Here is a 26410-nt window from a genome sequence, read left to right as displayed (position 1 = left end):
CCGGCGGGCGGCGGGCCGGGCCGGACGTCGTCCCGGCTACCGGGCGCGGGCCGTGGTGAGGGCCGTGGTCCACCAGGCGAGGTCCTCGGCCAGCAGCTTCAGCTTGGGCTCCAGCGGGGCGAACACCCCGGTGTCGAACGGGTCCGAGGACTGCATCGCCGGCCGCATGAGGTCGGGCATGATGTGGACGGCGTGTCGCAGCGGCGCCATCTCGAACTCCACCGCCACCTCCCGCAACTGCTCGATCGCGCGGGCGCCACCCACATTGCCCCAGCCGACGAAGGTGATGGGCTTGCGCCGCCACTCCACGAAGGTGTGGTCCATCGCGTTCTTCAGCACGGCGGTGTAGCCGTGGTTGTACTCCGCGACGAGCACGACATAGCCGTCCGCCCGGTCCAGCTCGCGCCCCAGCCGGGCCACCTCCTCGTTGGGGTAGTTGCGCAGCGTGCGGGCCGGGGGCGCCTGGTCGAAGAAGGGCAGCGGGTGGTCGCGCAGGTCGAGCACCTCGACGTCGAAGTCACCGCGCGCGGCGAGGTGTTCCACCACCCAGGCCGCGACCTTCTCGCTGAACCTGCCCTCGCGGGTGGAGCCGTTGACGACCTGGATGAGTGTCACGCTGTTTCTCCTCTGTCGCGGTTGGTGGGGGTCGCCCGGTCTTCGGTGCGGGCGGGAGCCTCGGTGCAGGCGGCGGCTGCGGTGCACACCGGGCCGCCGGCGCCGGTCGGACCGGCCAGGCGGGTGAGCAGCGAGCGCAGCTGCTGCTGCTCCTGGTCGGTGCAGCAGCTGAGCAGCGCGGCCTCGGCCCGGTCGCGGGCCAGGGCGATCCGGCCTTGCAGGGCGCGGCCGTCGTCGGTGATCTCGGGGATGCGCGCGCGCCGGTCGGCGGGGTCGTTGCGGCGGACGGCCAGGCCGTCGCGTTCGAGCCGGTCCAGCACCAGGGTCAGCGTGGTCTTGTCCACGCCGAGCTCACCGCCGAGTTGGAGTTGCGTACGCCCCCGGTGCGCGTCGAGGGCGGCCAGCACGACCCAGTCGCGCAGCCCGGCGAGGCCGTGCGCGCGGGCGACCGAGTCGAGCTCGGCGCGCAGGTGCTGCGCGGCCCGGATGAGCAGCCAGGTCAGATCGGTGGGCCGGGCGGGTGACGGGTCGTCCATCCGTTCACTCTAGGGCAGGATCTTCTGCTGCCGGATGTTCCCAGCTGAGATGAGCTGGTGAAGGGGGCCCGCCCCGGTCGGTGACCGCCTCCCACTCCCCACGGTCGGGGCCGTCGAACGTGGGCGTGAAGTCCGGGTGGTCGCCCAGCCGGCGCGCCACCCGGGTGCGTACCTCCTCGGTGCCGTACGCCTGCTCCGCGGGGAGGACCAGGTGGCGGACCAGTGCTCGGGCCCGCATCACCACCGGATCGTCGAACGCGCACGCGGCCAGGGCGGCCCGCTCCCGGGCGATGGCAGCGGGTGGCCCCGGCGGTTCCCCCGCCGAGAGCCGGGTCGCATTGGCCCGGTCGACCGCGACTTGGGCATCGAACCAGGGGCGCAGTGCCCGCAGGGACCACCGGTGGTGGTCCTCGGTGACGGCCGCCGGGTCGGCCGGGGCGGCGTCGAGGTGATGGGCCACCCACTGCCCGGCCTGGAGGGCCAGGGCGGTGCCCTGGCCGAGGGTGGGGTTGGTGTGCGTGACGGAGTCCCCGACGCCGACGAGCCCGTTGACCACCGGGCCCGTGTCATCCACCAGGGCGGTCCAGCGGTTGTCCAGACCGGCCATCGCATGCACGTCCGAGATCGGCCCATGGTCCAGTGCCAACCAGGCGGCGGCAGCGGGGAAGCAACGGGCGGCCGCCTCGAACACCGCCGGGTCGCGCAGGGCGCCCCGGGTCGGGTCGGTGGTGGAGACGGTCAGGGCCACCGCGAAGGTGCCGTTGTCCGACGGGAACACCCCGCCGACGGCGAAGGCCGACATCGAGCCGGTCCTGACCCGCCCGGGGGGCCGCGGCCCGTCGGCGCGCAGCCGGTACCAGCGGCAGAAGTACGCGATCCCGATGTGGTGGTTCTCCACCACCGCGCTGCGGCAGCCCGCCTCGGCCAGCCAGCCGGTGACCGGGGAGCGGCGGCCGCCCGCGTCGAGCACCAGGTCGGCCGGGTGCGCCCCGGCTGCCGACCGTACCCCGGTGACCTGCGGAATGTTCCCGTGCTGGTCGACCAGCAGTCCGGTGACCGCCTCCCCGAGCAGCACCTCGACGCTCGGCTCGCGCCGTACGGCGTCATGCAGCGCGGCCTCCAGGACGATGCGCCGCGTCTGTACGGTCACCAGGTCCTCGTCCCCCGGGCGGGCCGGCGGCCGCTCGGCGAACCACTCGAACTCGTGACGTTCGCGGGCCCCCAGCCGCAGCATCGCCTCGTACACGTCCGGGGCCTCGGCGCGCAGTATCCGGCGGACCGGGGCGAGCAGGCCGTGCGGCTGGATCGCCTGCGGCACCCCCGGGCGGCGCCAGGCGAAGAAGTCCTGGTCGAGGTCGGTACCCGGGCGGCGGCCGTCGCGCTCCCACACCGTCACCGTGTGGCCCCTGCGCCCCAGGAACAGCGCGGCGGCCAGGCCGCCGATCCCGCCGCCGACCACCGCAACCCGCGCCATGCGGTCCCCTCCACGCCGTGTTGCGAGGTGACCCTATCCGAACGGAACCGCCCCCGCCCGGTGGTGGCCGGGTGGGGGCGGGAGTCATCCGTGGTGTCCGGACGTCAGTGTCCGGACGTCAGTGTCCGGACGTCAGTTTCCGCAGCCGATGCGCTTGGTGCCCAGGGCCAGGTCGTCCAGGCGTACGTCATAGGAGGACGGGGCCGGGTTCCCCTGGTAGAGCTGCCAGCCGATGCGGACGTTGTCGATCTTGGGAAGGACGAAGTCCACGGGGTTGCCGCCGTGCTGGGTGGTGCTCACGGTGAGGTCGGGCTTGGGCTTCCCGTCGATCCACACCGAGACCCGGTTGCGGGTGGCGTCCAGCTGCCACTCCATGCAGGACCACTTCGCGGCCTTGGCCGGGGCGGACTCCCGCCAGTTGGTCCAGTCGCCGGTCGGACCGCCGTCGGAGCCGACGCCCCAGAGCGCCGTGCCACGTCCGACGGTCGGCACGTACTGGCCGCCGATCGGCCGGACCACGCTGCCGTCGCCGCTGCCGGTGGCCTCGACCAGGGTGAAGTGCGCCCAGTCCGGGGCGGTGGGGAAGGCGTCGACCCGCACCCGCATCCGGCCGTAGAAGCTGTTGCCGGGGGCGGCGAAGTCATTGACGTCCAGGAAGGCGTAGCCGTTGCCCTGGGTGTGCAGGTGCAGCACCTGCCCCGGGCGGTGGTCGCGGCCGCGCCCCTGGTCGCGCTCGACCTTGAGCGTCGCGTGCTTGGTCTCCACGCCCCAGTGGAGGCTGGTGGCGCCGCCGCGCGGCAGGTGTTCGAAGTCCTCGCAGAACAGCAGCCGGGAGTGGGAGCGGTCGGCGCAGCTCCCCTTCGGCTGACCGCCGTGGCCGCCGCGCACCGGCGCGGCGCCGCCCGTGGTGGCCACCGCTGTGACGGCGGCCAGGGCCACGGCGCCTAACAGGGTGGACCGTCTGCGGGTCTTCGCGGTGGGGTGCCCCATGGCTTCTCCACTCGGGTAGGGGTTTCTCAGGTATGTCCCGCGAGCGACGCGCTCAGAGGCAGCAGCACGGCACCCTAGAGCAGCGGCGGCGTCTCCACCAGACCTGCGGCGGCACGGGCCGTCCCCCGCCCGGCCACCGTCCGGTCACCGCCCGGCCGGCGACCGGGCCGGGCCGCGCCGCCGAGAGGTGCCGGGCCGTGGAGCCGGTGAACACTGCCGTTCCGGACCGGCTGTCAGTCCCGGCCACTATGGTCGGTCCGGGACATGAGGTTCCGTGTGATCCGCCTTCCCACCCATGACGGGGGTCCTGTGTGAAACGCTCTCTGACGGCCGTTCTGCTGGCGGCCCTCCTTACGGCTGCGGTGCCGACGAGCGCCCTGGCCACGCCGGCCGCCACGAGCGGAGCAGCGGTGGCGCCCAGCTGCACCGCGACCGGCGACTCCATATCCCCGAAGGACGCCTTCGGCAGTCGGCCGGGGGCCCGGGGCGTGGTGATGCTGCACGCGCCGACGACACTGCTTCCGCCGGACGTGCTGCGGATCAGGCCGTACAACACAGCGCTGCCGTACCTCGTCGTGCCCGTGACGTGGGTTCCCGGTGAGGACGCCGAGACCTGGTACACCAGCGAGCCGGTCCAGCTCGACGCCCTGGGCAGATACGAGGTCTACGCCGCGCTGCCCTTCCCGAGCCACCCGGGGACCGCGGTCTCCGCGACCGGGGTTCTGGACTACACCGTCCAGCCGGTGGTCACGGTGGCCCGCACCGACCGGGCCACGGTCGACGCCGACCACAAGGCGGTGACCGTCTCGGGCACGGTCCTGGGCCGGGACCCCCGCGACGGGCAACTCCAGCCCTTCGTGGGCACGGTGACGGTGGCGCGGACGCAGCAGAACAGCGCCGACACCGCGACCGTCGAGGTGCCGATCTCCGACGACGGCTCCTTCCGCCAGAGCCTGACCGTGGCCGGCGGAGCCACCTTCCGGATCACCGCGCACGACGGGTCCGACCCGGCGGCGCAGGTCGTCGGCACCGCCGCCTGCAACCTGTCGGTCGGCCTGGTCGACGGCACCGTGGCACTCACCGCCAAGACGTCCGCCACCCGGGTGCTCTCCGGCGCGACGGTGACCGTCTCCGGGGTCGCCGACTGGCAGGAGAACGCCGCCCCCGGCACCCGGCACCCGCTGGCGGGCCGCACGGTGACGCTGACCTACGACGACGGTGGTGACCTCCCGGCCGCGAAGGCCACCGCCGTCACCGGCGCGGACGGCTCGTTCAGCGCCCGGTTCACCGTCCGGCGGCCCGGCAACTTCAGTGTCAGCACCGCCGCCGAGCAGCCCTATCTGAGCAACGCGTGGGCGTCGGTCCCGCTCCAGGTCCAGCTGCCGGTCGCGGTCACCGGATTCCACGCCGTGCTGGGCGCCGACCACAGGGTCACCGCCACCGGCAAGCTCGCCGCGACGGTGGCCGGCTCGCCCAGGGTGACCGGCCAGAGCGTCGACCTGGAGTACTCGGCCACGGGGAAGACCGGCTGGAAGCGCCTGGCCACCGCCTCGGTGGGCGCCACCGGTTCCTTCAAGGTCTCCGCCACGACCACCCACCTCTCCGGCTGGTACCGCGTCCACCACCGCGCCGGCGCCGCTTTCCAGGACCGGGCCTCGGGCGGCGTCAGACTCGCCCGCACCAACGCCCGCGTGGTCAGCGTGAAGATCTCCCCGCAGCCGGTGGCCAAGGGGAAGAAGGTCACCGTGAAGGGCGTGCTCCAACAGGGCACCACGGCCTGGCGGGCTTACGGCAAGCAGCGGGTGGCGGTGGTCTTCCGGGCCCAGGGCTCCACCGCCTGGCGGACCGTGGCCAAGGCCGTCACGGACCGCAAGGGCCGCTTCAGCGTCAAGGTCAAGGCCACGAAGGACGGCACCTGGGCGGTCTCCTTCGCGGGGGACGCCGGCCATTTCGCGGCCCGCTCGGCGCTCGACTTCGTCGACGTGCGGTGACGGTACGCCAGGTGCGCGGGGCGGGGCCCCGCGCACCTGGTCGTCCGGGTGGGCCTGTTCAGTCGCGGGGCAGCTTGGCGGCGGTGTCGAGGTAGAACGCGTCGATGCTGTGGACGGCCCGGATGAAGTCGTCGAGGTTCACCGGCTTGGTGACGTACGCGTTGGCGTGGCGCTGGTAGGCGCCGGAGACGTCGTCCGGGGCGGAGGAGGTGGTGAGCACGACCACCGGGATGGCCCGCAGCCGCTCGTCCACCTTCAGCACCGAGAGGAACTCGCGGCCGTTCATGCGGGGCATGTTGAGGTCCAGCACGATCAGGTCGGGCCGGGAGGTGGCCGGGTCGCGGAGGTAGTCCAGCGCGGCGACACCGTCCTGCACCTGGGTCAGGCTGCGAGCCGCGCCGCGCTCCAGCAGGGCGTCCTCGATGAGCATGGCATCGGCCGGGTCGTCCTCGACCAGCAGGACGTCATAGGGGCGGGTGGGGGCTGCCATCATGATCTATCGGCTCCGGTCGGTGTGCGTCGTAGGGCGGCTGGGTTGTGCGGTGACCAACCCGGGCCAGCGGCGCCGGGCGCCCTGGCGGCTGATGTTGCAGGCCCGCCCCAGTTGGGGGTATCCGGCGCCGGCCTCGGCGGCCTGCTCGGCCGCCCGGTCGGCGAGGCGCTCCACCGCCTGCTGGAGGTGCACCAGCATATGGAGGTGTGCCAGGGCCTCGGTCGGGCCGCCGTCATGGCCGTCGAGCGGCTGGCAGGCGCGGTCGGCCGCGCGTCGGGTGAGGTCGTCAACCGCCCGCTCCAGGAGCGCGGCGATCTCGACTTCGCTCAGCGAGAGGGAGAAGTGCGTGCCGGGCATGGGCCCACCCTATGGCCCACCCGGAGGTGAGACAACCAGTGTTGTCGGCCGGGCTGTACTGTGAGGCTCTTGCCGCGCCGACGCGGGTCGGCCGGACGGGTTGCTCCCGCTCCCCGGTGGGGCGGGCACGGAGAGGCAGAGACGTGGCGATCGAGACCGCCCCGGCACCGCGCGAGACCGCTGGGGGCGTACGGGTCGAAGACGCGTCCGGCGGCATGCACCGCTGGTCCGGCTGGACGACCAGGCGGTGGCTCCAGACCGGGGTCAGCGCCTCGCTGGCCGTGCTGGCGCTGCTCAGCGGACTCGGGATCTGGACGCTGTCGCGGACCGCGTCGGCCACCAACCAGCTGGTGGACGTCGGCTCGCCGGCGCTCACCTCGGCGGTGCGCCTGGAGGCCGCGCTGGTCGACCAGGAGACCGGCATCCGGGGCTACGGCCTGACCGGACAGCGGGACTTCCTCCAGCCCTACACCCAGGGCCTCCTCGACGAGACGGCCGCCGTCGACCGGCTGCGGCCACTGGTCGGCTCCGCTCCGGCGGCGCGCGCCGATCTGGAGCTGGTGCTGTCCCGGGCCAGGGCCTGGCAGACCAGGATCGCCGAGCCGATCGCCGCCGCACCCGGCGGCGGCCCGATCCCGCTGGCCACCGAGCGCGCCGACGAAGGCCGGGCCGCCTTCGACGCGCTGCGCCAGGCCACCGGCGGCCAGCAGCAGCACCTCCAGGAATCGCGGGCCCGAGCCAGGGCCGACCTCGACCACTCACTGACGCTGCGCAACTGGATCTTCTCCGCCATCGCCGGGGTCATCCTGCTGCTCGCGGTCCTGGTCTTCGAAGGGCTGCGCCGGGGTGTCACCACCCCGCTGGAGCGGCTCTCCACCGACGCCCGTCTGGTGGCGGCCGGCCAGTTCGGGCACGCCATCGCCGGCACCGGCCCCGCCGACCTGCGCCGGCTCGCCGAGGACGTGGAGGCGATGCGGCAGCGGCTGGCCGATGAGCTGGCCTTCACCGAGCACGCCCGGCACCAGCTGGATGAGCAGGCCGCCGACCTGCGCCGCTCCAACGCGGAGCTGGAGCAGTTCGCCTATGTGGCCTCGCACGACCTCCAGGAGCCGCTGCGCAAGGTCGCCAGCTTCTGCCAGCTGCTCCAGCGCCGCTACGCCGGGCAGCTCGACCAGCGCGCCGACCAGTACATCGCCTTCGCGGTGGACGGCGCCAACCGCATGCAGACGCTGATCCACGACCTGCTCGCCTTCTCCCGGGTCGGCCGGGTCCACAACCAGCACACCACCGTCGACCTGGAGGAGACCCTGACCGCCACCCTGGACGCGCTCAGCGTGGCCATCGAGGAGGCGGGCGCCGAGGTCACCCATGACCCGCTCCCCACCGTCGCCGGGGACGGCACCCAACTGGGCATGCTCTGGCAGAACCTGCTGTCCAACGCGGTGAAGTTCCGCAGCCCGGAGCGGCCGCTGCGCATCCGCATCGAGGCCGTCCGGGACGGCGGGTCGTGGCGGTTCGCGGTGACCGACAACGGCATCGGCATCGACCCGCAGTACGCCGAGAAGGTCTTCGTCATCTTCCAGCGCCTGCACACCAAGGACGCCTACCCGGGCAACGGCATCGGCCTGGCCATGTGCCGCAAGGTCGTGGAGTTCCACGGCGGCACCATCGGCATCGACACCGGCCACTCCCCCGGGACCCGCGCCACCTTCACCCTGCCCGCGGCCGAGGAGCCACCGCAGCCCTGAACCCGGCAGCCCTGAACCCGGCAGCCCTGAACCCGGCGGCCCGGGGCCCGTCCGGAGCCCGTACGGCCCTCCGGACGGCCTCGCAGCCACCCCCGCCGGGCTCCGCCCGTGCGGCGTACGGCGGCGGCCGGCACGCCGGTCAGCCCACTGCCGGTGGCGGCCATGGCGGCCTGTCGCGGTGCGGGCTGTCCGGCCCCGCGCCTCACCATGCCTGAGCAACGGTCAGCGCCGCACCCACGGGCCGACCGCCGATGTGATCCCCGTCACGCCGAAGCTCGCGGGTGGTGCGGTGCGCCGGGGCGCCGCCGTCCCGCCGCGCCGTCCAGCGGGGTGCGGGGCGGCCCGGGAGCCGGCCGGGCGGACGCCGCTCCGGAAAGCCGAGCCGGGCCGTCAAGTCTTTTCCGTTCCACGGGCAGACGCCCGACGAGAAACCCCAGGATTCCGTTGCTCATTCAACTTCCCAGCCGACCGGCCATGCCGCCCCCGGCGCCCGATTTCCGGTACCGCGCCATCGGCCGCCACGCCCGCGATACCGCCCGGGAGTTCGGCGCGACGGGCAGCCCGGACGAGATGGACGACACCGGATCGGACCGTCGGCATCCGCCCCGGCGGAACCGTGACCGCTCGATTACCGACCGCTGTGACCTGCGCCACCGCCCACCCCACTGCGGCACTCGCACCAGCGCCCGGCCTGCCGCCGCTCTATGGATATTGTGTGCAGTTCACCAAGAGAGCGTCACATCACATTCAAGGGCTCACCACAGGAACCCTGGCCCGATGAACAGACGGTGCGATAAGCGCCATTGGGCAAAGCCCTGGAAAAGCGGACGCACCCGGAATCGGCGCCCTCCCGCGCATCTCCGGCAGTTGCTGCCATTGCCGACCGGGGCGCGAGGTGCGGAGAACGGCCGGCGCGGCGATGTCGGCCGGGCGTTTCAGAGCAGTTCGCAGCCGATTCGCCAGGCCGTTCCGCCCCTGGTGCCAACGGGTGCACCAAGGGCCCCGAGAGGGGGTTGACCAGCGGCGGACCGGCAACGGAGGCTCGTTTGGGCATGTACCGGTCCGTCAGGTTTGCAGGGGGTTGCGGGGGTCGGTGTTGCGGTAGGCTGCCGCGCAGTCGTCGGCGGCCGCTCGCTTCGGAGCGGGGGTGCTTGGGGGGGCATACGACGTGACCGTGCAGAAGAGGCGTACGGGGCGTCGGCGACACGGGGGATGGTGAAGGACCTTCACGCGGGTGTCACGCCGGTCGGCGTGGTGCTCCGCAACCACACACATCAAGCGCGCACGATGTGCGCGCCTGTGCTCCGAGGGGGGACGCATGGGTCAAAGAACCCGTTTTGCCGCGGCTTGCGCAGCTGCCGGCCTGATCATGGCGCTCGCGCCGACGACCGCCGCCCAGGCGGTCACCGACCAGCCGCGGATCGACCTGCGACTGCTGGTCGTCGACGACGGTGGCGAGGCCACCGGTGCCATCAGGGCCGAACTGGACAGCGCCGGTACGCCCTACACCCGGGTGGACCTGAACGCCGCCGGCCGGCCGACCATCGACGCCGCGTTCCTGAGCGACACGGTGAACGGTGAGGACCGGGCCAAGTTCCAGGCCGTCGTCCTGCCGAACGACAACCCGTTCGGCGCCGGCTCCGCCGAGATGACCGCACTGGCCGGCTACGAGGCGGAGTTCGGCATCCGCCAGATCGACGCCTACACCTACTCGCAGCCCGCGGTCGGCCTGAACTGGGCCCAGGACCCCGGCTACATAGGCTCGCTGGACGGCATAGCGGCCGAGGTCACCACCGCCGGCAAGAGCAACGCGTTCGGCTATCTCAAGGGCAGCGTGCCGTTCGAGGACAACGACCCGACCGTCAGCGAGAGCTACGGCTACCTGGCGACCCCGCTGGCCGGCGCCGCGTTCACCCCGCTGGTGGACGCGCCGATCCCCGGCACCTCCGCGCGCGGCTCGCTGGTCGGCCAGTACGACCACGACGGCCGCAGCGAGCTGGTCGTCAGCTTCGTCTACAACGAGTACCAGCAGCAGTTCCGGCTGCTGGCCCGGGGCATGGTGGAGTGGGCGACCCAGGGCATCCACCTGGGCCAGGACCGCAACTACTTCTCGGTGACCGTCGACGACCTCTTCCTGGCCGACGACCGCTGGAGCACCACGCTCAAGTGCACGCCCGGCGACGTCACCTGCCCGCCCGGCAGCAACACGGACAGCAACCCGATCCGGATGTCGGTCGCGGACGAGCAGTACGCCAAGCAGTGGACGGCCGACCACGACTTCCCGATCACCTTCGCCTACAACGGCGGCGGCAGCGAGGACTACAAGGCGGAGAACGGCGGCAGCGACCCGCTGGCGCAGCAGTTCATCGCCGACCAGACCTCCTTCGGCTGGATCAACCACACCATGAACCACGAGTTCCTGGGCTGCGTCCAGAACGTGACCGTGGTTCCGTGGCAGTGCACCCTGAACGCCTCGGGCAACCCGGTGTGGACCAGCCAGTCCGTCATCACCTCGCAGATCAGCGACAACCTGACCTGGGCGGCCACCAACGGCCTGACCGTGGACGGGTCGGTCCTGGTCACCGGCGAGCACTCGGGCCTGGTGACCACCCCGCAGCAGCCGGCCGACAACCCCTACCTGGCGCCCGCGCTGACCGCCACCGGTGTGAAGTGGCTGGCCAGCGACGCTTCGCGTGAGACGCAGCAGCGCGCGCTGGGCTCGGCGCTGACCGTGCCCCGCCACCCGATGAATATCTTCTACAACGCGGGCACCGCCGAGGAGGAGGTGGACGAGTACAACTGGATCTACACCAGCAGCGCCCAGGGCGGCAGCGGTTCCTGCGAGGGCTCGGCCATCTCCACCTGCCTGCCGGCCCCGCTGAACACCAGCACCGGCTACCAGGACTACATCGTGCCGCTGGAGGCCCGGATCGACCTCGGCCATGTGCTGAAGAACGACCTGGACCCGCACTTCATCCACCAGTCCAACCTGGCTGAGGACCGGATCGCCTACCCGGTGCTGGAGAAGATCCTCGGCGACTACGCCGACCTGTTCGACGCCAACACCCCGGTGGTCTCGCCGACCCAGAAGGAGGCCGGCATCGAGATGCAGCGGCGCGCCGCCTGGGCCGCCGCCGTCGCCGCCGACCAGGTGACCGCGTACCGCGTCGGCGGTGCGATCACGGTCAGCGCCCCCACCGGCGTCGAGGTGCCGTTCACGGCTCCGGCCGAGACCGTGCAGCTGCTGCGCTCCGGCAGCACCGCCTTCGGAACCGCGTACGCCGGCCAGCTGTCCGGCTGGACCCTCCCGGGTCAGCGGCAGACCAGCGTCACCCTGGTGCTCGACCCGGACGCCACGCCGGCCGGTCAGCCGAGCTCCGAGGCGGTCGTCGCGGCCAAGGTCGCCAAGGCCACCGCTGCCGCCAAGACGGCTCCGGCGGCGCGCAGCCTCCCGGTGCCGAGCGGTGTGAGCACCCCGGTGCCGGTCGGCCCCGCCGACCAGGACCGCGTCACCGCCGGCAAGGGCCACGCCGGTTCCGGCAAGGCCCACGGCGCCACCGCCAAGGCCAAGCCGGCCAAGGGCCACGCCCAGGCCAAGGCGTCCAAGGCGTCCAAGGCGTCCAAGGCCAAGCCGGCCCAGGGCCACGGCGCCGCGCAGCACCGCACCGTCAAGAGGTAGCAGGGCCGTACGGCCGGACGGAGTCCGCAGGCTGCGGGGGCAGCCGGGGCCGGGGTGGGAGGGCGCTGAGCCGCCCGACCACCCCGGTGCCCGGCACCCGTGGCGCGCCCTGTCCCACCGGGCGCGCCCGCATCGAACCCCCCCGCCCTCAGGGGAGGAAGAGCTCACCATCATGAACAGACCCCTGCAGAAGCTCGGCAACACCGCTGCCGCCGCCTGGAGCGGCCCCGTAACGATGCTCAGCGAAGGCACCTACCCGCACAGCCACGGCGGTGTCAGCGTCTGGTGCGACCAGTTGGTCCAGGGCATGCCCGAGTTCGACTTCCGAGTGATCGCCGTGACCGGCACCGGCCGCGAGGACCTCGCCTGGGAGCTCCCCCGCAATGTCACCCAGGTGACCTCGGTGCCGCTGTGGGGCCCGGCGCCGACCCGGGGCGCCCCTCGGGGCCGGCAGCTGCGCCGCTTCCTCAAGGACTACGAGCTGTTCCTGCTCTCCCTGCTCGACCCGGAGTCGGAGCCTCACTTCGGCCCGCAGCTGTACGCGCTGGCGGAGTACGGCCGCGCCGGCGAGCTGGGCCCCGCCGTCCGCACCGAGGGCGCGCTCCAGATGCTGACCGACGTCTGGAACCGGCCGCAGCTGGCGACCGCCGCGTCCCGGCCGACCCTGCACGACGCCCTCACCGCCACCGACCTGCTGGAACACGCGCTGCGCCCGCTGAACGCGGAGCCGCCGTCGGAGGGCATCACCCACGCGGTCAGCGGCGGTCTGAGCACGCTGCCCGGTCTGGTCGCCAACCACGCGTACGGCACGCCGTTCCTGCTCACCGAGCACGGCATCTACCTGCGGGAGCGCTATCTGGGCTACGGCGGCGACGGCCACCGCTGGCCGGTGAAGGCGCTGCTGCTGGGCTTCTACCGGATGCTGGCGGCCGAGGGCTACCGCCGGGCCGCCCTGGTGACGCCGGGCAACCGGTACAACCGGCGCTGGGAGGAACGGGGCGGTACGCCGCCGGAGCGCATCCGCACCGTGTACAACGGCGTCGACCCGGCGGCCTTCCCGCCGGCCGGCCCGGAACCGGAGGTGCCGACCCTCAGCTGGGCCGGCCGGGTCGACCCGATCAAGGACCTGGAGACGCTGATCCGCGCCTTCGCCGTGGTCCGGGCGCGAATACCCGACGCCCGGCTGCGGATCTTCGGCGGTGTGCCGCGCGGCGGCGAGGCGTACCGGACGTCGTGCGAGGCGCTGGCCGCCGAGCTGGGGGTGGCGCAGGGCGTCGTCTTCGAGGGCCGGGTGGAGGACATCCGGGACGCCTACGCGGCGGGGAACGTGGTGATGCTGTCCAGCATCAGCGAGGGTTTCCCCTTCACCCTGATCGAGGCGATGTCCTGCGGCCGCGCCACCGTCTCCACCGATGTCGGCGGGGTGCGGGAGGCGGTCGGGCACGCGGGCCTGGTGGTGCCGCCCCGCGAGCCGGAGGCGATGGGCCGCGCCGCGCTGGAGCTGCTGAGCGACCCGGCGCGCCGCGCCCGGCTCGGTGAGCAGGCCCGGCTGCGGATCATCGAGCAGTTCACGCTCCGCCAGACGATCGACGGCTTCCGCGACATCTACACCGATCTGCTGCGGCAGCGGTCGCGCCCGGCCGAGGAGCTGCCCCGGCACCGGGGCGAGACGCCGGTCCTGCCCTGGTGGGCCATCACCGGCGACCAGGTCGACCAGGACGGCCTGGCCGACGGGGAGGCGCAGGCGGCGGGGGGCGGCTGGTGAGCGGCCACCTGCGACTGGTACCGGACGAGCCCGATCCGCTCCCGGACGAGGAGCCGGCGCTGCGGATCCCCCGGGGGCATCTGCACCGCGAGCACCCCCGGCACGACGAGACCCTGGCGCTGCGCATCCCGCGCGGCCTGACCCGCCCCGAAGAGGCCCGCCCTCAGGAGGCCCGTCCCCAAGCGGGCCGTTCGAGCGAGGCCGCCCCGGGCGGCGGCAGCGGGGACGTCCGGCACGACCAGACCCTCGGGCTGCGCATCCCCCGCGAGGCCCTGCACCGCGAACACCCCCGGCACGACGAGACGCTGGCGCTGCGGGTGCTGCGCCCGCCGGGCCGCCCCCAGTGGGTCCCGGAGGACCCGCTGGACGAGCTGGCGGAGCGGCTGGGCGTGATCTGCGCCGCCGCCGTGCACCCGTACGAGATCGCGGCCGTGCTGGAGTCGGACGGCCTGACGGACGAGCAGGCCGCGCTGCGCTACGGCCGGCCCGACTCCTTCGCGCTGGCCGAGGACCTGTTCAACCGGGTGGAGCGCGTCCATCCCGAACCCAAGGCCCCGGCGGTGGACCCCTGGCGCGGCAGCCTGTGGCACTGCCTGCTGCGCGGGGTGGTCTTCGCGCTGCCCGGACTGGCCTATCTGCTCGGCGCCCCGCTGCTGGGCTCCGACAGCGGCGGCGGCGCGCGCAGCACCTCGCCGGGCACCCTGGCGCTGGCCGCCTCGGTGCTCGTCGGGTGGGCCTGGAACCAGGCGCTGTCCCATCGCGCCTACCAGTGGCTGGGCCTGCGGGCCCGGTCCGAGGCGGCCGGCTGCCTGGCGGTCGGCGGGCTGGCGGGGGCCGTGCTGGGCGCGGTCGCGGCCGCGCCGTGGGGGGCGCCGGGCGCCGTGGTCGCCTTCGCGGCCGGGCAGTCGGCGTATCTGTCGGCGGCGACGCTGCTGATGGTGCTGGGCCGGCAGCGGTATCTGCTGGCCGCCCTGGCGCCGACCGGCATCGGTGCGGCGCTGACGCTGGTGGTCGATCTGCCCTCGGTGGCGCGCGCCGCGTTCCTGCTGACCTCGCTCGCCCTCGCGGTGGCGCTGGCCGGCGGCCGGGTGGTCCGGTTCCGGCGGTCCGGGCCGCAGGCCGACGTGGTGCGGCCGACCCGGGCGGCGTCGCTGCCGCACGGGGTGTTCGGGCTGGCCGTGGGCGTGCTGGTGCTGCTGGCGTCGCTGGGCGACAGCTGGCACTACGGTGCCGGCGGTACCGTCAACGGTCCCTCAGCGGTGGCGCTCACCCTCAGCATGGGTGCGGCCGAATGGCTGCTGTATCGTTTTCGCAGCCGCTCCCTGGCGGGCCTTCGGGTCAGCAGGACCAGCGCCGAGTTCCTGGCCCACACCGGCCGCACGCTGCTGATCACCCTCGGCGGCTTCCTCGCCGCGCTCGCCGGGCTGGGCCTGGCCGTCGCACTCCTGTGGCCGCACGCCCCGCTCCCCAACCCGCTGCGGATGGCTGCCCTGCTGCTGCTGGGCGCGGTGCTGTGGACGGCCCTGCTGCTTCAGGCGTTCGGTACGGCCTGGCCGCCCGCGGTGGTCTGCGCCACGGCGGCCCTCTTCGAGGTGGCCGGCTCCGCCGAGCACCTGGCGGGCACCGCGGCGCTCCAGCTCATCGCCTGCGGCTTCGCCGCGCTGCTGCTGGCGGCGGTGGCCCGCTCCCAGCTGAGCCAAGTCACCGCGCACCGCTGACCGGGCCGCCCCGGACCCGCCACCTCTCCCGGCCGGCCGCACCGGCCGCTGCCGCCACGACCGATCACGCCGAGAACCGATCACGCCGAGAAAGGCACCCCATGTCGACCGCCACCACCGGAACCCCGCCGACCGTCGCCGTCACCGGAGCGGAGGGCTTCATCGGCTCGCACCTCGTGGAGGCGCTCGTCGCCCGCGGCCACCGGGTGCGCGCCATGGTGCAGTACAACTCCTTCTCCTCCTTCGGCTGGCTGGAGACCCTGGACGCCGACGTGCTGGACAGCGTCGAGATCGTCCTCGGCGACGTCCGCGACCCCGGGTCGGTGACCGGCCTGGTCAAGGGCGCCGAGGCGGTGTACCACCTGGCCGCGCTGATCGCGATCCCGTACTCCTACCAGGCCCCGCACTCATATGTGGAGACCAATGTCACCGGCACCCTGAACGTGCTGGAGGCCGTGCGGCACCTGGAGATCCCCCGGCTGGTGCACACCTCCACCAGCGAGACCTACGGCACCGCGCAGACCGTGCCGATCAGCGAGGACCACCCGATCAACACCCAGTCCCCGTACGCCGCCTCCAAGGCCGGCGGCGACCGGCTGGCGGACAGCTACCACGCCAGCTTCGGGACGCCGGTGGTGACGCTGCGTCCGTTCAACACCTTCGGCCCCCGGCAGTCGATGCGGGCGGTCATCCCCACGGTGATCGGCCAGGTGGCGGCGGGCGAGCGGGTCATCACCCTCGGCGACCTGCGCCCCACCCGCGACTTCACCTTCGTCAAGGACACCGCCGCGGCCTTCGCCACGGTCGGCACCGCGCCGGCCGAGCAGGTCGTCGGCCGCACCTTCAACGCCGGCACCGGCGGCGAGATCTCGGTCGGGGACCTGGTCGCCCTGGTCGGCAAGCTGATGGGCGCCGACCTGGAGGTCCGCGAGGACGCGGCCCGGCTGCGCCCGGCCAACTCCGAGGTGATGCGGCTGGTCTGCGACGCGTCCCGGCTGCGCGCCGCCACCGGCTGGGAGCCCGGCCACAGCCTGGAGGAGGGGCTGCTGCGGACCATCGAGTTCTTCCGCGACCCGGCGAACCTGGCCCGCTACAAAACCGGCCTGTACAACGTCTGACGTACCATCAAGGAGGGGGTATCACCATGCACGCAGTGATTCTGGCAGGGGGCAAGGGAGTGCGCCTGCGCCCGTACACCACCGCGCTGCCCAAGCCGCTGGTCCCGATCGGTGACCAGCACGCGATCCTGGAGATCGTGATGCGGCAGCTCGCCGCCTCGGGCTTCACCACCTGCACCCTGGCCATCGGCCATCTGGGGCACATCATCCGCGCCTACGTCGGCGACGGCTCGCAGTGGGGGCTGCGGGTCGGCTACGCCGTCGAGGACAGCCCGCTGGGCACCATGGGCCCGCTGCTGACCATGATGGAGCGGCTGCCCGATCACTTCCTGGTGATGAACGGCGACGTCCTCACCGACCTGGACTACGGCGCGGTGCTCAGGCAGCACGCGGAGTCCGGCGCCCCGCTGACGATCGCCACCTACTCCCGCAAGGTCTCCATCGACTTCGGCGTGCTCACCACCACCGACGGCATGGTCACCGGCTTCCGGGAGAAGCCGAGCCTGGACTACAGCGTCTCGATGGGCGTGTACGGGCTCTCCCGGGACACCCTCTCCCGCTACACCCCCGGTCTGCCGCTGGGCTTCGACGACCTGGTGCTCGACCTGCTGAAGGCGGACACCCCGCCGGCCGCCTACGACTTCGACGGCTACTGGCTGGACATCGGCCGGCCGGACGACTACGACCGGGCCAACGCCGAGTTCGCCGGCAACCGCAGCCTGCTGCTCAAGGACGCGTGAGGCGGTGCGCATCCTGCTCCTGGGAGCCACCGGCTTCCTCGGCCGCCACGCCGCCCGGCAGCTGGGCGTCCTGCCCGACGCCCGGCTGTTCACCGGCGGCCGCTCGGCCGACTGCGACCTGCGGGCCGACCTGGCGTCGGCCGACGTCCGCGAGCTGACCGCCGGGCTGCGGCGGCTGCGCCCCGACGCCGTGGTCAACTGCGCCGGGGCGACCTCCGGCGGCGCCCTGCACCTGACCGAGCTCAACGCCCGCTACCCGGCGGTGCTCTGCGAGGCGCTCGGCGCGGCCGCGCCGGAGGCCCGGCTGGTGCACCTGGGCTCGGCCGGCGAGTACGGGCCGTGCGCGCCCGGCTCCTCGCTGGCGGAGTCCGCCCCGGCCCGGCCCGGCGGCGTCTACGGCGCCACCAAGCTGGCCGGTACCGCGATCGTCGCGGACAGCCCGCTGGACGCCGTGGTGCTGCGGGTCTTCAACCCGGTCGGCCCGGGTGCCCCCGCCGCCTCGCTGGCCGGCCGGCTGGCGGCCGAGCTGCGCCGGGCCCACCCGGGCGGCACCGTCCGGGTGGGCGACCTCTCCGCGCACCGCGACTTCGTGGACGTCCGCGACGTGGCCCGCGCGGTGGTGCTGGCCGTGGTCCGGCCGGGCGCGCTGCCCCGGGTGCTGAACGTCGCGGGCGGCGTCGCGCGGCCGGTCCGGGAGGTCGCCCGGGGGCTGGTGGCGGCGGCGGGCTTCGGCGGCCGGATCGACGAGAGCGGCCCCGGCTCCGAGCGCTCGGCGGCCGTCTCCTGGCAGCAGGCCGACATCACGGCCGCCGCCGAGGCGCTGGACTGGCGGCCGCAGCGGTCGCTGGCCGTGTCGCTGGCCGACCTGTGGGCCGAGTACTCCCCCGTCGAATCGGCGGCCTGATGGCGAAGGTGGGAACGACCTGGTGGAAGGGACGGCGGTGACCGCGAACCTGGCGGGGGACCTGCTGGTTCCGATGTATGTGCACCCGGCGGTGGACGGCGAGGCGTGGCGGGCCCTGGTCCGCTGTGCCGACCGGCTGTACGGCGTCGTGCTCAACGCCGCCGACGGCCCCGGCGACGCCCCCGACCACGTCCTCGCGGCGGCGGCCGAGGAGCTGCGCGGGGCCGGGGTGCGGGTCCTGGGGTACGTGGACACCGGCTACGGCAGCCGTCCGCACAGCGCCGCCGTCCAGGACCTGGTGCGCTACCGGGACTGGTACCGGACCGACGGCGTCTACTTCGACCAGGCCGCCACCGAACCGGAGCTGCTGCCCTACCACCGGCGGCTCACCGTGGCGGCCCGCGCGCTGGGCGCCGCCACGGTGGTGCTCGGCCACGGCACCCACCCCGACCCCGGCTACGCCGACCCCGACCTGGGAGACCTGCTGGTGACATTCGAAGGCGACTGGGCGGCGTACCAGGAGGCCGGGGTACCGCGCTGGACCGCCGACCACCCCCCGGCGCGCTTCTGCCACCTGGTGCACGGGGTGCCGGCCGGGCACGGCGGGCTGGTCGCCCGCACCTCCCGGCTGCGCGGGGCCGGGGTGCACTGCGCGGTGCCGGGCAGCGGCGCCAATCCCTGGCAGAGCCCGCCGGACTCGCTGCGGCCGGGCGTGCCGGTGCCGCTGGGAGCGGACCGATGACCGCCCGCCGCCGGACGGCGGCGGTCTCGGTGGCGGCCGGCCTCGCGCTGCTGGCCGTATCCGGCTGCGGCAGCGGCACCGGCGGCACCCCGCCGGACGCCGCCGCGCGCCCGGCCGGGGGCCCGACGGCCACCAGCGCCGGGCACCGGGCGTCCGCTGAGCCGGGCCGGGGGTCCGCCACCCCGGCGCCGACCCGGTCCGGCGCCTCCGGGAGCGCCACGCCCACCGGTGGGCCGTCCAGCGGTGTGCCCTCCACCGGTGCGCCCTCCACCGGTACGTCAGGGGCGGCCAAGCCCCGGGCCACCGAGGGCCCGGCCACCGCGTCCCCGGCCACGGCGCCCGCCGCTCCCCCGGCCGGCGGGCGGTGGCAGCCACGGCCCGGCACCAGCTGGCAGTGGCAGCTCAGCGGCCGGATCGACACCTCGGTGGACGCGCAGGTGTACGACATCGACGGCTTCGAGAACAGTGCCGCCACCGTCGCCACACTGCACGCCCAGGGCCGCCGGGTGATCTGCTACATCAACACCGGGGCCTGGGAGGACTACCGGCCGGACGCCGGGTCCTTCCCGGCGTCGGTCCTCGGCAAGGGCAACGGCTGGGGCGGCGAGAAGTCGCTGGACATCCGCCGCACCGACGTCCTGCTGCCGCTGATGGCCAAGCGCTTCGACATGTGCCGCGCCAAGGGCTTCGACGCGGTGGAGCCGGACCTGGCGGAGAACTACCACGAGGACACCGGTTTCCCGCTCACCGCCGCCGACCAGCTCGCCTACAACCGGGCGATCGCCGCACTGGCCCACCGGCGCGGTCTGGCCGTCGGTCTGAAGAACGACCTCGACCAGATCCCGCAGCTGGTCGGTGACTTCGACTTCGCGGTGAACGAGCAGTGCGCCGAGTACGAGGAGTGCGACGGCCTCACCCCGTTCATCCGGGCGGGCAAGGCCGTCTTCAACGCCGAGTACAACGTGTCGACCGACCACTTCTGCGCGAACGCCCGCCGACTGCGCATCAGCGCGACGGCGAAGCGGCTGGAACTGGGCGCCTGGCGCAAGACCTGCTGATCACCGCCGTGGGCCGCCCCCGCCGGGGGGGGGGCCCGGCGGGGGGGGGGCCGGGCGCCGAGCCCCCCGCCGGCGGGTGGTCCGACGCAGGATCCGTGTATGGAACGCGCCCCCCACGCCCACCCCCCCGACCCCGGCCCCGCCCGCCGGGCGGGGGGGGGGCCGGGCCGGCCCCCCCCCCCCCCCCCGCCGCCCCCGCCCCCCCCCCCGGGGGGGGGGCCCCCCCACGGCGGCGTCGGCGCCGTGCTCAGAGCACGGTCATCCGGTTGTACGGACTCATGATCCTTTTCTGTACCGAGCCGAAGTCGACAAGCACCGCGACCTCGTCCTCGACGGCGATGATCCGGCCGAGGCCGTGCTCATCGTGGGTGACCCGGTCACCTACGGCCACCTGCTTGGGAGGTGGCACGACCGGGCGTGGGAAGGGGCTGGTGGGCAGATGGCGTACCGCTGACTTCCTCATTGACTCCAGTATGCGGCCCCCGGGCCCGATCGTCCCCGCCGCGTCCGCCCACCGCTGCCGGCCGGCCGCCGATGGCGGGGCCGACCGCTCGGTCCTCAAGCAGTACGGGCTCTGCCGGATGCTCTCACATCGGCCTGGCAGCACGGCGCGGGCGGCGCCCGAGCGCGTGCAGAAACCGTGTACAGCCCGGCATTCGCCCACCCAGCCCGGCCGGCCACTGTTAGCATCGACCTCAGCACAGTCCGTGACGGCTGCCGGGGGTGAGGGTGCACCGGTTCCACGACGACGGCTGGGCCCGGCACCGCCCGGGTCCGCCGCACCGGCCGAGCGACACACATGACGCGAGCCAGTGAGGGGAGCACGGTGTGAAGATCGAGAAATGGGTGGTCCGAGAGCATCTCGAGGGCGTCCCGGACGCGGAGCGGATCTACCGGAAGGTCGTGGAGGAGGTCGACGTCCGGCTGGGTGAGGAGGAGATGCTGCTGCGGACCAGGTACGTCTCCGTCGACCCCTACCTCCAGGGCATCGCCCTGGACACCCCGATCGGCGACCACATGGGTGCCGACTCGGTCATGGAGGTGCTGGACGCCGGACCCCGCGCCCCCTTCCGGCCCGGCGACCTGGTGCAGGGCTTCGGCGGCTGGCGCAGCCATGTGATCAGCAACGGCAGGCCGGCGCTCTGGCAGACCGGGACCTTCCCGATGGTCTTCCCCGCCTACCGCAAGCTGGACCGGGCGCACTACGACGACGCGCTGCCGCTCTCCACCGCACTGAGCGTGATGGGCGGCCCGGGGATGACGGCCTGGGGCGCGATGACCAAGTTCCTGACGGTGCGCCCCGGCGACACGGTGGTGGTCAGCGGCGCCTCCGGGTCGGTCGGGACGCTGGTCGGCCAGCTCGCCAAGCGGGCCGGGGCCCGGGTGGTGGGCACCACGGGCTCACCGAGGAAGGCCGAGTACCTGATCGGCTTAGGCTTCGACCAGATCGTCGACTACCGGCAGGGCGACGACGCCGACGCCGTGGCGGACGCGCTGCGCAAGGCCGCCCCGGACGGCGTCGACAAGTACTTCGACAGTCTGGGTGGCGCCATCACCGACGCGGTCTTCACCATGCTCAACGTCGGCAGCCAGGTCGCGGTCTGCTGGCAGTTCGCCAGCCAGGTCGGCTCCGACCATGTGGGGCCGCGCCTGCTGCCGTACATCATGTTCCCGCGCGCCACCATCCGCGGCATCTTCTCCCTGGAGTGGTTCACCCCGGAGAACTGGGCTGCCCTGCACCGCGATCTGGGCGACCTGGTCCGCACCGGGGAGGTGGCCTACCACCACACCGTCCACCAGGGGTTCGACGCCATCCCGGCCGCGTACCAGAGCCTCTACACCGACCGGGACGCCAGCCGGGGCAAGGTGCTGGTCGAGCTCTGACACCGCGTCACGGGTGAGTCGCCCGCGCGGTCGCGGTCAGCGGGCCGCGCCGCGCGGGTGGCGGCGGGTGAAGTCGGCGGCGATCTCCGCGAAGGTCGCCCAGCGCACCCCGTGGTGGCCGCCGATGTACTCGATGAGCCGCTCGTGCATCAGCAGCACCTGGGGGCGGCCGGAGACGTCGGGGTGGACGGTCATGGTGAAGACGGCGTAGTCGTGCTCCCGGTAGACCCAGTCGAACTGGTCGCGCCAGAGCTGCTCCAGGTCGCGCGGGCTGACGAAGCCGTGGCTGTTGGGGCTGGCCTTGATGAACATCATCGGCGGCAGGTCGTCCAGGTACCAGTTGGCCGGGATCTCGACCAGGCCGGTCTCCGCGCCGCGCACCAGCGGCTGCATCCAGGAGTCCGGGGGCCGGTCGTAGTCGATCGGGGTCCAGCTGTCGCCGACCCGGACGTAGTACGGCTCGAAGTCGCGGTGCATCAGCGAGTGGTCGTAGCCGATGCCGCGCTCCAGCAGCAGTTCGGCGGTGACCGGGCTCAGCTCCCACCAGGGGGCGACATATCCGGTGGGCGCGGTGCCGGCCCGGCGGGTGAGCAGGTCAATGCAGCGGTCGAGGACGGCGGCCTCCTGCTCCCGGCTCATGGCGATCGGGTTCTCATGGCTGTAGCCGTGCACGCCCACCTCGTGCCCGGCCGCCACGCAGGCGTCGAACTGCTCGGGGAAGGTCTCGACCGAGTGCCCCGGCCAGAAGAACGTCTGGCGCAGCCCGGCCCGCCGGAACAGCTCCAGCAGCCGGGGGACGCCGACCTCCCCGGCGAACATGCCCCGGGAGATGTCGTTGGGCGACTTCTCACCGCCGTAGGACCCCAGCCAGCCGCCGACCGCGTCGACATCGACGCCGTAGGCCACCAGGATCTCCTTGCCCATGGTCTCCACTCCTCCACGGCTCGCGGCCCGGCCCCGGTGCGGGGCACACCCTCCCGATGGTCCGCCCGGGTAGGGCCGGGCGCGACTCGGGGCGGCCGGCGCGGCTCAGGCCCCCGGGAGCGGCGGGCGGTCGTACGGGTCGTGCGGCTCGGCGGCGACGGCGGCGGCCACCTCCTGGCCGGTCATCGCCAGCCGCACCGCCACGCCGTAGACCAGCAGGCTGTAGCCGACCACGACGGCCAGGTCCCACCAGTCGGGCAGCTGTCCCCCGCCGCCGTAGCGGCCGAACCGGGCGATCAGCACCAGGCCGCCGAGCCATGGCCAGACCCAGCCGGCCGACCGGGCGTGCAGCGCGGAGCGGCCGGCCCGGGGGGCGGCGGCGCGGGTGGCCGCGAAGACGGCGAGGCCGACCAGCAGGGCGGCGCCGAGTTTCCAGTCGGCCTGGTAGCCGGACCAGTAGATGATCAGGTTGGCCGAGACGAAGGCCACCGGGCAGAGCAGCCGCCAAGCCGGCAGCCGGTAGGGGCGCGGCCGGTCGGGGTCCCGCAGCCGCAGGGCGTGCAGCGCGACCGGTGCGTAGCCGTACATGATCGCGGTCGCGGAGGTGACCAGGCCCACCAGCGACTGCCAGCTGGGAAACGGCAGGAAGGCGATCTCCCCGACCACGAAGGCCAGCGCGATCGAGGCCGGCGGGACGCCGCGCCGGCCGACCCACGCCAGGACGCGGGGCAGCGCCCGCTCCCGGCCCAGGGCGTAGGAGAGCCGCGAGGAGGCGGCCACATAGACCAGGCCGGTGCCGGCCGGGGAGATCACGGCGTCGAGGTAGAGGACGGTGGCCAGCCAGCCGGCCCCGGCGGCGGTCGCCAGGGTCGCGTACGGGCCGAAGTCGCCCTTGCCGACCGGGTTGGCCCAGCCGTGCAGCAGCGAGCCGGGGGCGAGGGCGGTGATGAAGGCGACCTCCAGCAGCAGGTAGACCAGCGTGCCGACCACCATGGCGGCGATCACCGCGCGGGAGACGTCCCGCTGCGGGTCGCGGGCCTCGCCCGCCAGCTGGATGGCCTGTTCGAAGCCCTGGAGGGCGAAGACCACGCCGGCGGGCAGCGCCGCGAAGACGCCGTGCGCGCCGTGCGGTGCGAAGCCGCCGCCCGCCGTGAAGTTGGAGCCGTGGAAGCTCAGGGTCAGCAGGACGGCCACGGTGAGCAGCGGGACGGCCGTCTTCCAGACCACGGCGGCGGCGTTGGTGTCCGCGAGGAGTTTGACGCCGACGACATTGACGGCGGTGAAGAGCAGCATGAAGCCGGTGGCGGCGGTCAGCCCGGTGCCGGTGAGGGTGCCGTCGGGGTGCAGCAGGGCGGCGTCGCGCCGTACCCAGTCGATGTGGTCGGAGTAGGAGAGGGTGGCCTCGACCTCGATGGGGGCGATGGTGACGGCCTGCACCCAGGCCATCCAGCCGGCGGTGAAGCCGGCCAGCGGTCCGAAGGCGAAGAACGGGAAGCGGGCGGTGCCGCCGGCGACCGGGTAGGCGGCGCCCAGCTCGGCGTGCACCAGGGCCAGCACGGCGAGCATCACGGCCGCCAGCACCCAGGAGATCAGCGAGGCGGGCCCGGCGATGGTGGCGGCGGTCAGGGCGCCCAGCAGCCAGCCGGAGCCGATGATCGATCCCAGTGAGACGAACAGCAGCCCCCAGAAGCCGACGGACCGGTGGAGCTGCCCGGTGCCGGTGCCCTCGGTCCCGGCGGTGCTCATCCGCTGCCTTCCGCGCCTGCCGCTTTGCCGCTTTCGCCGTGATTCTCCCCCGCCGGGGCCGGTTGCGCCCCGCCGCCTCGCCGTGCTTCCCGCCGCCTCGCCGTGCTTCCCGCCGCCTCGCCGTGCTTCCCGCTGCCTCGCCGTGCTTCGCGCCGCCCTCGCCGTGCTTCGCGCCGCCAGGTCAGCGCGGGGTGGCGGCGCCGGTCAGCCGGGCGCTGATCCAGGGCAGCAGGGTGGCGTACATCTGCTGCCAGGTGCCGAAGTTGTGGCCGCCGGTGGGCAGCACCAGTGTGCTGACCCGGGTCGGCCCGCGGGCGGCGCGCTGGAAGCGCCGGAGGTCGGCCGGCCGGCTGTTCCGGTCCTGGTCGGTGGTGGCCAGGTAGAGCGCCACCGGTGGGTGGCTGCGGCGGATCAGCTCCTGGGGGCTGTTGCGGGCCCGCACCGGCGGGTCGGGCAGCACGTCGGGGTCGCCGTCGAGCGGGTCGGGGGACATCGCCGCGCCGGTGGCGTAGACGCCCGGGTACTGCAGGGGCAGCTTGACGGCGCAGAATCCGCCGGTGGAGTAGCCCAGCAAGGCCCGGCTCCGGGCGGTGGTCAGGGTGCGGAAGTGCCGGTCGACCAGGGTGGGGACGTCATGGGTGAGCCAGGTCGCCGTCCGGGTGCTGCCGACGTCGCTGCAGTCGGTGTTGACGCCGCCGGGGTCGATGGTCGGCATCACCAGGATGAAGGGGCGGATGCGGCCCGCGCTGAGCAGCTGCTGGACGGCCTGGGGCATGCCGCCGACGTCGGTCCAGGTCTCCGGGGAGCCGGGCACCCCGTGCAGCAGGGTGAGCACCGGGAAGCGGGTGTGCCGGTAGCGGGCCTGGCCGTACTCGGGGGGCGTCCACACCAGGACCTGTCCGGCCAGCTTGGAGGCGTCGCCGCGCACATAGGTCTGGAGGACGCCGCCGGCCGGGCCCGGGGAGAAGGTGGCGGTGCGCTCCGGCGGTCCGGCCATCGGGCCGGTGGCGGTCTGGGCGCCGGTGCCCAGCAGGTCCGACCAGGAGGTGTAGAGGCCGAAGCTGTTGTTGATCCACACCGCGACGGTGGCGACCGCGACCAGCTGGCAGAACGCGACCAGCACCACCCGCCCCAGCACCGCCACCGGGCGCGGGCCCGGAATCCGCGGCGCCAGCAGCACGGTCGCCGCCACGGCGAGCACGCAGAGCGCGATCAGGGTGCTGAGGAACGCGCCCCCGGTCAGGCTCATCCGGCGTCCGCTCGCCGGGCGGCGGTCCGGGCGTCCCCCGGGCACTGTGGCGGCATGGCTCCATCGAACCCCGAGCCGCCGTCGGCCGCATCAGCACGGCGGGTTCGCCTGCTCAGCCGTACGGCGCGAGCGACCAGGCCGGATGGGTGGGGGCCGGGCCCCGGGCCCGGTCCGCGGCGTCGGCGGTGCGGCCGGCGGCGTACTGCGCGGCCGGCCGTACCGTGAAGCGGTGGATGACCTCATCGGTCGCCATCTCCAGGACGTAGGTGGAGCCGTCGCGGAGGGCGGTGAGGGCGCGGAGGTACTCCCCCGCGTCGCGTAACTCGCCCCAGACGGCGTGCAGTCCCTCCCCGTCGAGCTGCACTCCCACGTCGAGCGCGCGGGCGAGTAACCAGTAGGCGGCCGCCGCGGGCGACGCGGCCTCGACCCGGGCCAGCAGCCGGGGGCGGCTGTCGGCGGTGCGGGCGGTCTGCTCGCAGACGAAGCGTAAGCCGCGGTCAGCCACCGTCGGCCCGCCGGGGTGTCGGTGCCGCCCGGCGGGGGCGGAGCGGGCCGTGACGTCCGTGCTGGTGCCCATGCTGGTGTCCGGTCACATGCTGAACCCCCCAACCCGGTGTGGGGGCACACCGGATCACGTAGCACTCCGGAGCCACCGGAGAGCCCTCTGTTACCAGACTGA

22 protein-coding genes are annotated in these 26410 nt (G+C 73.8%); 11 read left to right on the top strand and 11 right to left on the bottom strand.

Annotation, left to right across the window (positions count from 1 at the left end; all coding sequences use genetic code 11):
• Positions 1-36 precede the first annotated feature (36 nt).
• From ACIQGZ_RS27735 to ACIQGZ_RS27720, 4 genes are all read right to left on the bottom strand, one after another.
• Positions 37-615, bottom strand: a complete 579-nt coding sequence (locus tag ACIQGZ_RS27735) for an NADPH-dependent FMN reductase (RefSeq protein WP_402606965.1) — start codon at positions 613-615, stop codon at positions 37-39.
• Positions 612-1151, bottom strand: a complete 540-nt coding sequence (locus ACIQGZ_RS27730) for a MarR family winged helix-turn-helix transcriptional regulator (RefSeq protein ID WP_402606963.1) — start codon at positions 1149-1151, stop codon at positions 612-614. The genes ACIQGZ_RS27735 and ACIQGZ_RS27730 overlap by 4 nt, the downstream gene beginning before the upstream one ends.
• 4 nt (positions 1152-1155) lie before the next feature.
• Positions 1156-2625, bottom strand: coding sequence for an NAD(P)/FAD-dependent oxidoreductase (locus ACIQGZ_RS27725; protein WP_402606960.1), 1470 nt, complete (start codon positions 2623-2625; stop codon positions 1156-1158).
• Positions 2626-2757: 132 nt separating this feature from the next.
• A complete protein-coding gene (locus ACIQGZ_RS27720; protein WP_402606958.1) occupies positions 2758-3615 on the bottom strand; it encodes a hypothetical protein in 858 nt (285 codons plus the stop codon).
• A gap of 311 nt (positions 3616-3926) precedes the next feature.
• Here ACIQGZ_RS27720 and ACIQGZ_RS27715 point away from each other — a divergent pair, with 311 nt between their 5' ends.
• The gene (locus ACIQGZ_RS27715; RefSeq protein ID WP_402606955.1) at positions 3927-5606 is read left to right on the top strand and encodes a hypothetical protein; all 1680 of its coding nucleotides are present in this window, start codon (positions 3927-3929) and stop codon (positions 5604-5606) included.
• A 58-nt stretch (positions 5607-5664) separates the two neighbouring features.
• Here the strand turns inward: ACIQGZ_RS27715 and ACIQGZ_RS27710 are convergent, their stop codons facing one another.
• Together ACIQGZ_RS27710 and ACIQGZ_RS27705 are read right to left on the bottom strand one after the other, a co-directional pair.
• Positions 5665-6099 carry a response regulator gene (locus ACIQGZ_RS27710; protein ID WP_402606953.1) on the bottom strand — a complete coding sequence of 145 codons (435 nt, stop codon included), beginning with the start codon at positions 6097-6099 and terminating at the stop codon, positions 5665-5667.
• A 3-nt stretch (positions 6100-6102) separates the two neighbouring features.
• Positions 6103-6456 (bottom strand): hypothetical protein, encoded by a 354-nt coding sequence (locus ACIQGZ_RS27705; RefSeq protein ID WP_402606951.1) that lies wholly within the window; start codon positions 6454-6456, stop codon positions 6103-6105.
• A 215-nt stretch (positions 6457-6671) separates the two neighbouring features.
• Between ACIQGZ_RS27705 and ACIQGZ_RS27700 the strand changes: the two genes are divergently transcribed.
• The 9 genes from ACIQGZ_RS27700 (at position 6672) to ACIQGZ_RS27660 (ending at position 19928) form a co-directional block, all read left to right on the top strand.
• Positions 6672-8204, top strand: a complete 1533-nt coding sequence (locus tag ACIQGZ_RS27700) for an ATP-binding protein (protein ID WP_402607029.1) — start codon at positions 6672-6674, stop codon at positions 8202-8204.
• A 1369-nt stretch (positions 8205-9573) separates the two neighbouring features.
• Positions 9574-11883 (top strand): hypothetical protein, encoded by a 2310-nt coding sequence (locus tag ACIQGZ_RS27695; protein ID WP_402606949.1) that lies wholly within the window; start codon positions 9574-9576, stop codon positions 11881-11883.
• Positions 11884-12055: 172 nt separating this feature from the next.
• Entirely contained in the window at positions 12056-13648 is a 1593-nt protein-coding gene (gene pelF, locus ACIQGZ_RS27690; protein WP_402606947.1) for a GT4 family glycosyltransferase PelF, read from the top strand.
• On the top strand, positions 13645-15366 hold the full coding sequence (locus ACIQGZ_RS27685) for a hypothetical protein (RefSeq protein ID WP_402606944.1): 1722 nt from the start codon (positions 13645-13647) through the stop codon (positions 15364-15366). Before pelF ends, ACIQGZ_RS27685 begins: the two co-directional genes overlap by 4 nt.
• A 101-nt stretch (positions 15367-15467) precedes the next feature.
• Positions 15468-16484, top strand: a complete 1017-nt coding sequence (locus ACIQGZ_RS27680) for an SDR family NAD(P)-dependent oxidoreductase (protein ID WP_402606942.1) — start codon at positions 15468-15470, stop codon at positions 16482-16484.
• Between the two features lie 26 nt (positions 16485-16510).
• Positions 16511-17224: a sugar phosphate nucleotidyltransferase gene (locus ACIQGZ_RS27675; RefSeq protein ID WP_402606939.1), complete on the top strand. Its 714-nt coding sequence runs from the start codon at positions 16511-16513 to the stop codon at positions 17222-17224.
• A 4-nt stretch (positions 17225-17228) separates the two neighbouring features.
• Positions 17229-18128: an NAD-dependent epimerase/dehydratase family protein gene (locus tag ACIQGZ_RS27670; protein ID WP_402606937.1), complete on the top strand. Its 900-nt coding sequence runs from the start codon at positions 17229-17231 to the stop codon at positions 18126-18128.
• A 73-nt stretch (positions 18129-18201) separates the two neighbouring features.
• Complete coding sequence (locus ACIQGZ_RS27665; RefSeq protein WP_402607027.1) at positions 18202-18870, top strand: spherulation-specific family 4 protein; 669 nt, start codon at positions 18202-18204, stop codon at positions 18868-18870.
• A gap of 245 nt (positions 18871-19115) precedes the next feature.
• On the top strand, positions 19116-19928 hold the full coding sequence (locus ACIQGZ_RS27660) for an endo alpha-1,4 polygalactosaminidase (protein ID WP_402607025.1): 813 nt from the start codon (positions 19116-19118) through the stop codon (positions 19926-19928).
• Between the two features lie 247 nt (positions 19929-20175).
• Here ACIQGZ_RS27660 and ACIQGZ_RS27655 read toward each other — a convergent pair whose 3' ends face one another.
• Positions 20176-20391, bottom strand: coding sequence for a hypothetical protein (locus ACIQGZ_RS27655; RefSeq protein WP_402606935.1), 216 nt, complete (start codon positions 20389-20391; stop codon positions 20176-20178).
• Between the two features lie 365 nt (positions 20392-20756).
• Here ACIQGZ_RS27655 and ACIQGZ_RS27650 point away from each other — a divergent pair, with 365 nt between their 5' ends.
• Positions 20757-21812 (top strand): MDR family NADP-dependent oxidoreductase, encoded by a 1056-nt coding sequence (locus ACIQGZ_RS27650; RefSeq protein WP_402606932.1) that lies wholly within the window; start codon positions 20757-20759, stop codon positions 21810-21812.
• Positions 21813-21848: 36 nt separating this feature from the next.
• Here the strand turns inward: ACIQGZ_RS27650 and ACIQGZ_RS27645 are convergent, their stop codons facing one another.
• The 4 genes from ACIQGZ_RS27645 to ACIQGZ_RS27630 form a co-directional block, all read right to left on the bottom strand.
• Entirely contained in the window at positions 21849-22736 is an 888-nt protein-coding gene (locus ACIQGZ_RS27645) for a polysaccharide deacetylase (RefSeq protein WP_402606929.1), read from the bottom strand.
• A gap of 105 nt (positions 22737-22841) precedes the next feature.
• Positions 22842-24482, bottom strand: a complete 1641-nt coding sequence (locus ACIQGZ_RS27640; protein ID WP_402606926.1) for an APC family permease — start codon at positions 24480-24482, stop codon at positions 22842-22844.
• Positions 24483-24663: 181 nt separating this feature from the next.
• The gene (locus ACIQGZ_RS27635; protein WP_402606923.1) at positions 24664-25731 is read right to left on the bottom strand and encodes an alpha/beta hydrolase; all 1068 of its coding nucleotides are present in this window, start codon (positions 25729-25731) and stop codon (positions 24664-24666) included.
• 112 nt (positions 25732-25843) lie between these two features.
• The gene (locus ACIQGZ_RS27630) at positions 25844-26308 is read right to left on the bottom strand and encodes a hypothetical protein (RefSeq protein WP_402606920.1); all 465 of its coding nucleotides are present in this window, start codon (positions 26306-26308) and stop codon (positions 25844-25846) included.
• Positions 26309-26410 lie beyond the last annotated feature (102 nt).

This window comes from Streptomyces sp. NPDC092296, assembly GCF_044755465.1.
Classification (GTDB): Bacteria; Actinomycetota; Actinomycetes; order Streptomycetales; family Streptomycetaceae; genus Peterkaempfera.
Note: the sequence above shows the minus strand (reverse complement) of the source record. Positions and strands in the feature narration are given on the sequence as shown.